A 13133-nucleotide genomic window follows, 5' to 3' on the forward strand; every position below is an offset into this window, starting at 1 on the left:
GAATTCATACAACCACTAATTTTTATGGTAATTTCTTTATTATTTGCGTATTGCGGAAATTCAGATTTTAATACCTTTTCTAATTCAGCAGTTACTCCAGTACTACTTGCTATTCCTAAATTACAGGTATCGGTTCCTGGGCAAGAAGTAATATCTAACGTGCTGTTGTACCCAATTTCTGCGAATCCTAATTTTTGTAATTCAACATAAAAGAAAGGTAATAATGCTTCTTTTACATGGCGAATTAATATATTTTGACGAAGCGATAAACGCATTTCATTTCCCGCATATTTTTTTACCAAATCTGCTAATAACCTGGCTTTATCGGTATAAAAATCGCCTAAATGTACTTTAATTCCAATGGCGAATAAACCTTCTTGTTTTTGAGGAATAACATTGGCTGTTTTCCAAGCATTGTATTCGGTTTCATTATCAATTATTACAGATGGAATTTCAACCGATGGAATTTCTATGGCTGTATCAAACTTTGATGTATCAATTTTAAATGTAGTATGTGATAATGCTTTTTGTTCATCTTCTACTAACTGCACAAAAGCATCAAAACCAATTTCTTTTACCAAGAATTTTAAACGAGCTCTGGCTCTTTTAGCTCGTTCGCCATGTCTATCAAAAACACGTAAAACAGCTTCCGTAATAGGAATAATTTTATCAGCTGAAATAAATTCAAATAAGGTATCGGCCAAACGTGCTTGCGATCCTAAACCACCACCAAGCATTACTTTAAAACCAATTTCACCATTTTTAATTTTTGCTATAAAACCTAAATCATGCATAAAACTTAAGGCAGTATCTTCATCAGTTCCAGAAAATGAAATTTTGAATTTACGCCCCATTTCCTGACAAATAGGATTACGTAAAAAGAATTCGAACACCGCATGTGCATACGGAGACACATCAAAAGGTTCATTAATATCTATCCCTGCAGTTTCTGATGCTGTAACATTTCTTACCGTATTTCCACAAGCCTCACGTAAGGTAATATCATCTTTTTCCAACTCTGCCCACAATTCTGGAGTTCTATCTAAACTTACATGGTGAATTTGAATATCTTGACGTGTGGTAATATGTAATCTTCCTCTAGAATATTCATCGGAAACATTGGCAATTCTGTGCAATTGCTCACTGGTAATTTTACCGAATGGTAATTTAATACGAATCATTTGTACACCAAACTGACGTTGACCATAAACGCCACGTGCTAAACGTAAACTTCTGAAACGCTCTTCGTCAATTTTACCTTCGTAGTAAAGTGCAATCTTTTTTTCTAGGTCAATAATATCCTTTTCGACGATCGGATTTTCGATCTCGGTTCTGAAACTTTGCATTGTTTTTGATTTTAGTAGTTAGTAATAATATCCTTAATATTTTAAGGAGTTATATAATTCGTTTATACTTAATTGTTAATATTATATCTATGAACTTATTTAATTTATCCAAAACTTATCGAATAAAACAATTAATAAAAAAGAGATTGCAAATGCCACTATTGGTGAAATAACCCACATTATAAAAAACTTTTTTACTTGCGTTTTGTTAAAAATATTTTTAGCTCCAAGTTTTGCTACTCCAAATCCTAAAATGGCTGCAACATTTAGTTGTACCAATGATGTTGGAATACCTTTAATTATTGACGCAAACAATAACAAACTCCCTGAAATAAAAGCTATCATAACAGCTTCTGATTTTCCAAACAAATAAATCTCTTTACCCGTATTTTCAACTATTTTATCTCCAAAAATTGAACTTCCAATTGCAAAACTTGGGGCAATTACTAATGTTGATAATATTAACACCAAGGTAAAATTACTTCCAGCATAAATATTTAATTCGTTCGCTGTCATAGAGGCAATAGGCCCAGAAGCATTTGCTACATTATTTGCTCCAATTGAAAAGGCTACATATAATGACATGATTACGATAATAGTATTCCAAACCGGATTCAAATTCAATTTTTCAGAACGTGATTTAAAAAGTCCTTTTTTCCGTATGGGTTCATACAAATACTTTCCTACAAAATAGCATATTGCAAAAGCTATTATTGGCAAAATAAACCAAGTAGGAATTATTTCAAAAAACACTTTTTTTGTATTTAAAACATTATAATAAATAGCAGGTGCAGCTACAGCAAACACGGTAGATTGACTTGTAGACTGCGGAATTCCTCCCAAATTTGCTATTAATAATGATATTGCTACTGCAAACAAAATAATTGAAACAGTAGTAAATGTCATAAAATTTGCTGGCAAAATTTCTCCTCCAACTGTTGAAGCTGTATTTTTACCTGCAATTAATGCTCCAAGAAAAACCATAATACCAAATAAACCTGGTATTAAACTTTTTTTAATTACGTTGGCACCATAAGCAACTGAAAAAGCAGGACCAGTTCCGCTACCTCCCATTGTTACAGCAAGAAACATTGCAATAATAAAGGGAATTAACAATTGACTCAGCATTGGAGATATCATAAGTCTGCCTTAAAAACCAACTTAATATTATTCAATAAACCCAGCACCAGCCGTATTATTTGATTGTGGATCTATTAAAATAAACGCTCCGTTTGTTCTATGTTCTTTAAACGCATCAAAAAATATTGGTTTGTTTAATTGGAATGAAACAGATGCAATATCGTTCATTTGTAAACCTGTAATATTGGTTTCTATTCCTGAATAATCTGGGCGAATTTTATGATGTATAGCACTTACTTTTGCCAATACTTTATTTACCCCATGTTGCAACACATATTTTGAACCTGGTGTTAAATTTTTAGCATCCATCCAAGAAATTGTTGCTGTAAATTGTTTTGCCACGGTTGGCAACTCATTCACTTTCACAATCATATCTCCTCTACTTACATTAACATTATCTTCTAATGTTATGGTACAAGAAGATCTTCTTGCTGCTGTTTCAAACTTTTTATCGTAGAAAAATATTTCTTTAACCTTACTTTTTGTTTCAGAAGGCAATACAATAACCTCATCTCCAACTTTAATTTCACCACCATAAACTTTACCAGCATATCCTCTAAAATCGTGATATTCTTCAGTTTTTGGTCTTATTACATATTGAACAGGAAAACGCACGCGTCCTCTGTTATAAATATCTTTTGTATCAATTCTTTCTAAATGCGCCAATAAAGTTTCTCCTTTATACCAAGGCATTTTAGAAGATTCTTTTACCACATTATCTCCTTTTAATGCACTTACTGGAATAAATGTAATATTCTGATCTTCATAATCACTTTTTTCAACTAATTTTTGAAAATCGGCTTTAATTTCATTGTATCTTTCTTCAGAAAAATCAACCAAATCCATTTTATTTACAGCCACAATTACATCTTTAATTCTTAATAAATTATTGATGAAAAAATGACGATATGTTTGCTCAATTACTCCGTGACGCGCATCAATTAAAATAATTGCAACCTGAGATGTTGAAGCTCCAGTTACCATGTTACGGGTATATTCCACGTGACCTGGAGTATCTGCTATAATATAACTTTTTGTAGCTGTTGAAAAATAAATATGAGCTACATCTATTGTAATTCCTTGTTCGCGTTCTGCAACTAAACCATCTGTAGCTAAAGAAAAATCTAAATAATCGTATCCTTTTTGCTTACTACTACGTTCTATTGCTTCTAATTTATCTGATGTTAATGATTTTGTATCGTACAATAATCTTCCAATTAAAGTACTTTTCCCATCATCTACACTTCCTGCTGTTGCTATTTTTAAAACTTCCATTTTTGTTTTATTCTGAATTTATAACTACACCTCGACTAGCTCAGTGTGACAATTGTTAATTATTAATTATCAATTGATTAAAAGTACCCTTGTTGTTTACGTTTTTCCATAGCTGCCTCTGATCTTTTATCATCAATACGCGCACCTCTTTCAGAAATACTTGAATCTCTAATTTCTGCAACTACATCACTAATTGTTGTTGCGTACGAATCTACTGCTGCTGTACAACTCATATCTCCCACAGTTCTAAAACGCACCCAACGTTCTTCTACTACTTCTTCTTCATCTCTATAAACGTGTTCTGATGCTGTCCAAATTAATCCATCTCTCACAAAAGTTTTACGCTTATGTGCAAAATAAATAGATGGAATTTCTAAATTTTCACGTTCAATGTAGGTCCAAACATCTAACTCGGTCCAGTTTGAAATTGGGAAAACACGTACATTTTGCCCTAATTCTATTTGACCATTTAACATATCGAACAATTCCGGGCGTTGATTTTTTTCATCCCATTGACCAAAATCATCACGAACAGAAAAAATACGTTCTTTTGCTCTTGCTTTTTCTTCATCTCTACGCGCACCACCAATACAAGCATCAAATTTAAACTCTTCAATTGCATCTAACAAGGTGGTTGTTTGCAACATATTTCTACTCGAATATCTACCGGATTCTTCTTTTACTTTACCTTGATCTATAGAATCTTGAACGTTTCTTACGATTAATTCAACACCTAATTCTTCTACCAATTTATCTCTAAATTCAATAGTTTCAGGAAAATTATGTCCTGTATCTATATGCATTAATGGAAAAGGAATTTTTGCAGGAAAGAATGCTTTTTGAGCCAATCTTACCAAGGTTATAGAATCTTTTCCTCCTGAAAATAACAATACTGGTTTTTCAAATTGCGCAGCAACTTCTCTTAAAATATAAATTGCTTCGTTTTCAAGTGCGTTAATATGTAACTTCTCTGTCATTATCTTTATTTTATGAATGCAATCCGCATTCTCTGTTTTCTAATACTTTTGTTGGATCGAAATATTTAAACTCGTTTGGTAACTGGTTATCTTTTAAATACTCGTCTAATTGTTCATCTGACCAATGGTAAAACGGACTCACTTTTAAAACGCCATCTTTGCTTATAGAAACAATATCTATACTATTTCTAAATGCTGTTTGACCACTTCTTAAATTTGTAAACCAAACATCAGGCGTATGTTCTTTCATAGCTCTATTAAATGGCTCTAACTTTACCTGTTCTGTAAAAACTTTATGCAAAGGATCTTCAATTTGAGGAATTCCAATAGTAGCATCTCTATGTGCCGCTGTTTGTTGCGGAACATATAAATGCACATTTAGCTTTAACTTTTTAATAAGTTCATTTGCATGTTTATACGTTTGCGGCGTATTGTAACCAGTATCACACCAAATAACTTTTAAATTAGCATCAACTTGTGTACAAGCGTGTAAAATTGCCACTTCATAAGGTCTAAAATTAGTGGTTACTAATGGATTTTTAGCAATACCAACTGCCCAAGAAATAATTTCTGAAGGGGTTTTGTCTTTTAAATCTTTATTGATTTTTTCTATATCTAAATTTTTCATTTTTTTCCCCATTTTATAAGATTCCAAATTCTTTCATGAAAAAAATATAAAATCATTTTTGTTACAACTTCCACCAAACCAATTGATAAGGCCATTTTTATTTCTCCAGTAATAAAAAACGATATTACTATGGTATCAATAGTCCCTACCATTCTCCAGCTAATAGCTTTTACTATACTTCTTGTTGCTTTATCTGTATTTTTAATTTCCTGGTAACTTTTTTCAGGCATATTATTATTAGTTAAAACTTGATCTAAAATCATAATTTCTTAATTCACTTAATTTTCTCGTTGCAAACATAAGGCTTTTTTTATTAGTCTACCAAATTGATAGACTTTTAGATTGTTAAAAATTAAAGAATTAACATATTCTTAAAAAACAATTGTTTTTTTTAATTATTTAAGGCTTGATTCAGGTCTTCAATTATATCATTCACATGCTCTAAACCAACAGAAATTCTAACTAGCCCAGGAAAAATACCTGCAGACAACTGTTCTTCTGATGTTAACTTACTATGCGTTGTAGATGCCGGATGCGTAACTATGGTTCTGGTATCGCCCAAATTAGCAGATAATGAACACATTTTTATAGCGTTTAAAAATTTTCTTCCGGCTTCAATTCCTCCTTTTATATCAATTGCAATAATGTTTCCACCCAATTTCATTTGCTTTTTAGCAATTTCATATTGAGGATGCGATTTTAAAAATGGATATTTTACCGTATTTACTTTTGGATGATTTTCTAAAAATTCAGCAATTTTCAACGCATTTTCACAATGTCTATCAACTCTAACTGCTAAGGTTTCCAAACTTTTACTTAAAACCCAAGCATTAAAAGGCGACATTGCCGGACCTGTATTTCTTGAAAATAAATAAATTTCACGAACTAAATCGCTTTTACCAACTACAACTCCACCTAAAACTCTTCCTTGCCCGTCCATTAATTTTGTAGCCGAATGCACCACTACATCTGCTCCAAATTTTATAGGTTGCTGAATATATGGTGTTGCAAAACAATTATCTATTATTAATAATAAATTGTGCTTTTTGGCAATTTTACCTAACAACTCCAAATCAATAATATCAACACCCGGATTTGTAGGAGATTCAGCATATAATATTTTTGAATTTGGTTGAATATATTGCTCAATTTCTTCTGGCTTATTAATGTCAAAATACGAGGTTTCAATATTCCATTTCGGAAAAAATTTTGTAAATAATGTATGTGTTGATCCAAAAACAGAACGCGCGGATACAATATGATCTCCACTACTTAGCAACGCTGCAAATGTTGAATAAATAGCAGCCATACCGGTTGCAAATGCATAACCATCTTCCGCTCCTTCCATTTTTACCACTTTTTCAACAAATTCTGTAGTATTTGGATTGCTAAAACGTGAATAAATATTTCGTTCTTTTTCTTCGGAAAACGAAGCTCTCATATCTTCTGCATCTTCAAAAACAAAACTTGATGTAATGTACATTGGCGTTGTATGTTCTTGAAATTGAGATCGTTCTAACTGCGTTCTTATAGCTTCTGTTTCAAAATGTTTATCGTTCATTATTTTCAGTATTTCTCTTATTTGTAAAAATTTTTGACAGATTCTGAAACATGTTCAGAATGACGGTTATAGTGTATTGAATTTAATTTTTTTCAGCCAATCTTAAAATATCACCAAAAACACCGCGTGCTGTTACGGCTGCTCCGGCTCCGGCTCCTTGAATTACAATTGGTTTTTCTCCATAAGATTCTGTAAATACTTCAAAAATTGCATCGGCTCCTTGTATTTGTCCTAACGCACTATTTGCCGGAACTGAAATAAGTTTCACTTCTAAAATTCCTTTTTCTTGCTGTAAATCACCCGATAAATCACCAATATATCTTAACACGTGATTTTCTTTTTGACCCTCTTTTACACTTTTGTAATAGGCATTCATTTCTTCTAATTTCCCTAAAAATTCTTTTGCTGAACCTTCACGTAAATTTTCTGGAATTAAATTTTCTATAATAATATCATCAAATTCATTTTGTAAATCTAGTTCTCGTGCTAAAATTAATAATTTACGACCAACATCATTCCCACACAAATCTTCTCTTGGATCTGGTTCTGTATATCCGTTTTTAATGGCTTCGCCCAATACCTCACTAAAAGGCCTATCTTGAACCGAAAAATTATTGAACAAATAACTTAAAGAACCCGAAAAAACACCTCTAATTCTTGTTATATTTTCACCAGAATCATGTAAAAGTTTAATGGTATCAATTAACGGTAACCCAGCACCAACATTGGTTTCGTATAAATAGGACTTTTTATAACTACTTAATTTGGCACGTAATTCTTTATAAAAAGAATAGCTTAATGTGTTGGCAATTTTATTAGAAGAAATTAAGTCGAAACCATTTTCAACCAAATTTATATAGTTTTCTACAAATGCGCTGTTTGCAGTATTATCAATGGCTATTAAATTTTCTAAATGATTTTTCTCCGCAAATTCAATAATATTTTCAACGCTATTTTCAACCGTACTTTTTTCTAAATCTTGCTCCCAATTTTCAGAAACACCATTTTTATTAAATAATACTTTTGATGAATTAGCAACCGCAAAAATATTTAGATTGATGTTTTTTCTTTTAATAATATTTTCTTTGCTTTTTAATATCTGATTTATCAATGTTCCACCCACCAATCCTTTTCCAAAAATGGCAATATTAATATTTTTAGAAACTCCGAAAATTTCACCGTGAATTACATTTACCGCTTTATTTAAATCGGATTTTTTTACCACCAAACACACATTTTCGCCGGTTACTGTATTGTTAATTAAAATTGGTGTAATATGGTTTTTAATTAAAGCGCTGTAAGGTTGATTAAAAGAGTACAAACTTTGTCCGATAATAGAAATTACCGAAACTTTTTCCGTAACATAAATTTGACTTACATCTTTGGTTTGAAACTCATTACTAAACTCATTTTCCAACACCGTTTTTGCTTTGTAACCATTTTTAGCTTCCACTACAAAACCTATTCCACGCTCTGATGATCCTTGAGAAATAATACTAATACTAATATTTTCTCTTCCTAAAGCTCCAAAAATTCTTCCATCAACACCCACTTTACCCAACAAACCTCTACCAATTAAGTTTACCAAAGCAACATCTTCTTGCACTGATAATGATTTAATTCCGCCTTGCTCCGATTCTGAACCAATTAAAGTTCCAGGATTTTCAGGATCAAACGTATTTAATATTCTTAACGGAATGTTTTTTTCAATTAAAGGAATAATAGTTTTAGCGTGTAAAATATTAGCTCCAAAATTTGCCATTTCATTGGCTTCTTGGTATGATAATTTTTCTATTTTCCTTGAATTTTCAACCAACTCTGGATTTGCGGTATAAATTCCACTTACATGTGTGTAATTTTGAAACTCTTCAGCATTTAAAAAGTTTGCTATTAATGATGCTGTATAATTACTTCCGTTTCTTCCTAAAGTTGTGGTTTCTCCATTTAAATTTGAAGCAATAAAACCTGTAATAATTTGAGTAACATCGCCATTATTTTTTCTATAATGTTCAATTACATTTTCTTCAGAAACACTTTCAAAAGGTAATGCTTTCCCAAATTGATTGTTTGTTTTAATTAAAGTTCTAGAATCAACAAAATTTGCTTTTAACTCCAACTTATTTAATAAATGAGTTAGTGTTTTTGCCGATAAAATTTCTCCTTGCGCCAACACCTGATCTTTTACTTTTGGGGTATAATCACCGAGTAAATTTACACCTCTAAAAATTTCATCTAACAACTTAAATTCAGGAGCTAAATCCACTGAATTATCGATTTCTAATTGATAGTTTTTTAGTTTGTCAAATTCATCAGCATATGGCAAATTATTTTTTGCTTTTTCTAAAATAGACTCTAAAGAATCTGTAGTATTTCCTCTTGCTGAAACCACCACAGTTATTTTTTCTCCATTTTTAATTTTATTAGCAATTATTTGTAAAGTACTCTCAATTCCAATACCGTTTGCTAATGATTTTCCTCCAAATTTTACTACTTTCATTTTATTTTTTTTAGAACTTTGATTAAATATTGGCTCTATAATTTTACCTAATTGTTGATATTCCATTAAAAAAGCATCGTGCCCGTGTACCGAATTAATTTCGTTATAGGTAACTTTTGGGTTGGTTAATGCTAAGTGTTTGTGCGTTTCCCTATTTTCTTCGGCTGTAAAAAACAAATCAGAATCTACTCCAACAATATGAATATTTGCTTTAATGGAGTCTAATATAGTTTCTTCTCTTCCTTTTGTAACATCAATAGTTTTTAATAATTGATTCATTAATTTATAGGCCGAAAGCTGAAAACGTTCTTGTAATTTTTTACCATGATGCAACAGCCAACTTTCTACATTAAAAATTTCTAACTCTTCATTTTTTGATCGTTGAAAACGTTCTTTAAACGATTCTGGAGTTCTGTAACACAACATTGCATGCATACGAGCATCGTGCACCGGATTGCAAGAGTTTGATAAAAATTGTTCTTGAATTTGGCAATTTGCAATTAACCAATCTGTAGATTTCCAATCGGTTGCAATGGTAATTAAGTGTTTTGTAATAGTTGGGTTTAACACTGCCATTTCCCAGGCAATTCCACCTCCTAAAGAACCTCCTATTAATGCAAAAAGCTCTTTCAATTTTAATTCTTGTAAGCCAATTAAAAATATTTTAGCAATATCTCGCGCCACAAAATCTTTATAATTTTCTATTACAAAACCGTCAAAACCATTCCCTGGAATATTGAATGATAATATGGTGTATTTATTGGTATCAATTACTTTATTTTCACCAACCAAATCGCACCACCAACCATTTTTTCCTGCAACATCACTATTTCCAGTTAATGCATGATTTACTAAAACTACTGGTGCAGAATATAAATCTTGCCCAAATAATTGGTATGAAAGATTTATATCCTGACCTTTAGTTCCCTTTTCAGGAATAAAATTGGTTATTTTAATATGTTGTAATTGGCTCATTAAATTATGTATACAATGATTAAAAAATCAAAAAAAACTGACTTTAGTTGCTTAAAAAATAATGTTATGAGAAATTGCAGAAATTACCGGAAGTAATTATTGAGTTATCTATCCAAATTGGGTAGAATTTAGCACCTTCTTTAAAAATAAAGGGTTGCTAAGGCTTCAACGGGTCTATTCCCTCTGCCTTTCTTGATAACAATAGTCAATAAGTTTATGAACTAAGCAGCAAATTAACGCATTAATTTTTTCTCAAACAAAAATTTTAAGACAAATTAAATTTGTTTAAACGCATTCTCCAAATCTTGCTTTAAATCTTCAATAGCTTCTAATCCAACAGACAATCTAATTAAATCTGCACTTACTCCAGCCCCAGCTTGTTGCTCAACAGTTAATTGTTGATGCGTGGTACTTGCCGGATGAATTATTAAAGATTTTGTATCTCCAATATTGGCTAATAATGAAAATAGTTGCGTTGCATCCGTTACTTTCTTAGCAGCTTCAAACCCTCCTTTTAAACCAAAAGTAACCAAACCACTTTGTCCGTTTGGTAAATATTTTTTAGCTAATTTATAGTATTTACTACTTTCTAAACCAGGATAATTTACCCAAGCAACCTCTTCTCTACTTTCTAACCATTTTGCTAATTCCAATGCGTTTGCGCTGTGTTGTTTTATACGAACTGGCAATGTTTCTAACCCTTGAATAATTTGAAATGCATTAAACGGACTTAAAGCACCACCAAAATCACGTAATCCTTCTAAAATTAATTTAAAGGTAAATGCTGCCGCTCCTAAAGCTTCGCTATAAACTAATCCGTGATAACCGGCAGAAGGTTCTGTAAATTCCGGAAATTTCCCATTGGTCCAGTCAAAAGTACCGGCATCAATAATGGCGCCACCTAAAGAGTTTCCTTGTCCGCCTATATATTTTGTTAATGAATGAATTACCAAATTTGCTCCGTGTTTTATTGGATTTAACAACGCCGGACTCGCCACTGTATTATCTACAATAAATGGCACACCAGCTGCTTTAGATTGTTCAGCAATTGCTTCTAAATCTAACACATCTAATTTTGGATTTCCTAAAGATTCTACAAAAAATGCTTTGGTATTTTCTTGCACTGCATTTTTAAAATTTTCTGGATTTGAAGCGTCTACAAATGTAGTTGTAATTCCCAATCTTGGTAAAGTTACATTTAGTAAAGTAAATGTACCGCCATACAAACTACTTGACGCAACAATATGATCTCCAGCTTTTAATAAGGTTAATAAACCCGTAGAAATTGCCGAAGTTCCCGATGCAAAAACCACCGCTCCAACTCCACCTTCAATTGCCGCTAAACGCTGTTGTAAAATATCGTTGGTTGGATTGTTTAATCTGGAATAAATAAATCCTAATTCTTTTAATGAAAATAAATTTGCGGCGTGTTCTGTATCATTAAAAACGTATGATGAAGTTTGGTAAATTGGAACCGCTCTTGTTCCAGCTGTTTTTGTTGTATCGTGTCCGGCGTGTAATGCTTGTGTTGAAATATTTTGAGTACTCATTTTTATATTTTTTATGTTTTAATTCTATGTTTATTTAAATAAAAAAGCCCCTTTGGTTTTAGGTATTACCAAAGGGACTTAAATCTATATCGATTTTATTTTTTCCATTTATTTTTGGCAATACCTGTTCATTGTGCTACACATTATTTGCATAGACATTATTGTTGGCATAATCATATTTTTTTGGAAATTTAAATTCATTTTTTACTTTTTTTATATAAAAAAACCTCTGAGCTATCAGAGGTTTCTATTTGTTATATATTATTACATTTTAAACAATAGCATCCTCTGTGTAAATTTTACACATCATAGTACGCATTTTGTTAAACATAATTTTCATTTTTCTTTATTTTGATGTGACAAATGTAATTACATTTTTTTAATACGCAACAAAAAAAATAATTATTTTAATTCTGCAGTTCCAAAACTTACCAAAAAATCTACACACCAAATATTCACAATTTTATACTTAGTTAAATCTGTATTTGCCGGAATACTATATGTAAAATCTCCCGATATTCCTTTTAAATCGCCCAAGTTTACAAATTCTGTTGCATTTACATCCGTAGATAAATACACTAATAATTTTGGCCCGTTATCGGTTTTAAAGTTAGTAAATGTCAAAACTGTTTTATCAGCATTTACCGATGCTTTTCCAGAAGTTGGATGTGCTCCATCAACAAAATCTCCCATAACAAAAGTGGTTTCATTCATAGAAAAATCCTCTTCCATTTCCATTGTTTCAATTACAGTATCCATTTCATCGTCTCCAGAACAACTACTAAACACTAAAGCAAAAAGTACTAATACGGCTATTTTTTTCATAATAAAGTTAAGTTTATTATATAATAGTCGGAAAAAGCACAAAATAATTACAAACTATATATTTAAAATTAATTTAACAGTTATTTTGTATTTAGTTTTTAAATTTTCATAAATTTGCAAACGAAATATTCAAGAGGAAAAATTTGAACTGATTGCAACCTCATTAAAAAATGCTAAAGCAGTAATTCTTTACTCTCTTTAGCGACCAACGCAATCACCAAAATTTTCTTCAAACAATTTAAAATTAAATAATTATGTCATATTTATTTACATCCGAATCAGTTTCTGAAGGACATCCAGATAAAGTTGCTGATCAAATTTCGGATTCATTAGTAGATAACTTTTTAGCTTTTGATGAA

At 31.3% G+C, this 13133-nt stretch carries 11 protein-coding genes and 1 riboswitch; of the genes, 1 reads left to right on the top strand and 10 read right to left on the bottom strand.

Translation table 11 applies throughout. The annotated features are described in order from the left end of the window. The 10 genes from ABY298_RS11205 to ABY298_RS11250 all read right to left on the bottom strand — a co-directional run. On the bottom strand, positions 1–1346 hold a 1346-nt coding region (locus tag ABY298_RS11205), incomplete at its 3' end, for a nitrite/sulfite reductase (RefSeq protein ID WP_372746143.1). A 99-nt stretch (positions 1347–1445) separates the two neighbouring features. After that, positions 1446–2483 carry an anion permease gene (locus ABY298_RS11210; RefSeq protein WP_372746152.1) on the bottom strand — a complete coding sequence of 346 codons (1038 nt, stop codon included), beginning with the start codon at positions 2481–2483 and terminating at the stop codon, positions 1446–1448. Positions 2484–2513: 30 nt separating this feature from the next. Beyond that, a complete protein-coding gene (locus ABY298_RS11215; RefSeq protein ID WP_372746144.1) occupies positions 2514–3761 on the bottom strand; it encodes a sulfate adenylyltransferase subunit 1 in 1248 nt (415 codons plus the stop codon). A gap of 77 nt (positions 3762–3838) precedes the next feature. Further along, the gene (gene cysD / locus ABY298_RS11220; RefSeq protein WP_372746145.1) at positions 3839–4738 is read right to left on the bottom strand and encodes a sulfate adenylyltransferase subunit CysD; all 900 of its coding nucleotides are present in this window, start codon (positions 4736–4738) and stop codon (positions 3839–3841) included. Between the two features lie 10 nt (positions 4739–4748). Further along, the gene (locus ABY298_RS11225) at positions 4749–5366 is read right to left on the bottom strand and encodes a phosphoadenosine phosphosulfate reductase family protein (protein ID WP_372746146.1); all 618 of its coding nucleotides are present in this window, start codon (positions 5364–5366) and stop codon (positions 4749–4751) included. Beyond that, positions 5363–5629, bottom strand: coding sequence for a DUF2061 domain-containing protein (locus ABY298_RS11230; RefSeq protein WP_372746147.1), 267 nt, complete (start codon positions 5627–5629; stop codon positions 5363–5365). The genes ABY298_RS11225 and ABY298_RS11230 overlap by 4 nt, the downstream gene beginning before the upstream one ends. A 128-nt stretch (positions 5630–5757) precedes the next feature. Further along, complete coding sequence (locus ABY298_RS11235; RefSeq protein WP_372746148.1) at positions 5758–6927, bottom strand: PLP-dependent aspartate aminotransferase family protein; 1170 nt, start codon at positions 6925–6927, stop codon at positions 5758–5760. 82 nt (positions 6928–7009) lie between these two features. After that, on the bottom strand, positions 7010–10399 hold the full coding sequence (gene thrA, locus ABY298_RS11240; RefSeq protein WP_372746149.1) for a bifunctional aspartate kinase/homoserine dehydrogenase I: 3390 nt from the start codon (positions 10397–10399) through the stop codon (positions 7010–7012). 101 nt (positions 10400–10500) lie between these two features. Further along, a riboswitch (SAM riboswitch) is annotated at positions 10501–10601 on the bottom strand. A 73-nt stretch (positions 10602–10674) separates the two neighbouring features. Then, positions 10675–11949: an O-acetylhomoserine aminocarboxypropyltransferase/cysteine synthase family protein gene (locus ABY298_RS11245; RefSeq protein ID WP_372746150.1), complete on the bottom strand. Its 1275-nt coding sequence runs from the start codon at positions 11947–11949 to the stop codon at positions 10675–10677. A 402-nt stretch (positions 11950–12351) separates the two neighbouring features. After that, the gene (locus ABY298_RS11250) at positions 12352–12774 is read right to left on the bottom strand and encodes a DM13 domain-containing protein (RefSeq protein WP_372746151.1); all 423 of its coding nucleotides are present in this window, start codon (positions 12772–12774) and stop codon (positions 12352–12354) included. Positions 12775–13028: 254 nt separating this feature from the next. On the opposite strand from ABY298_RS11250, the gene ABY298_RS11255 reads away from it, so the two are divergent. Further along, a partial coding sequence (locus ABY298_RS11255) for an S-adenosylmethionine synthetase N-terminal domain-containing protein (RefSeq protein ID WP_372746153.1) occupies positions 13029–13133 on the top strand: 105 nt, incomplete at its 3' end.

The organism is Lutibacter sp. (genome assembly GCF_041596795.1).
Taxonomy (GTDB): Bacteria; Bacteroidota; Bacteroidia; order Flavobacteriales; family Flavobacteriaceae; genus Lutibacter.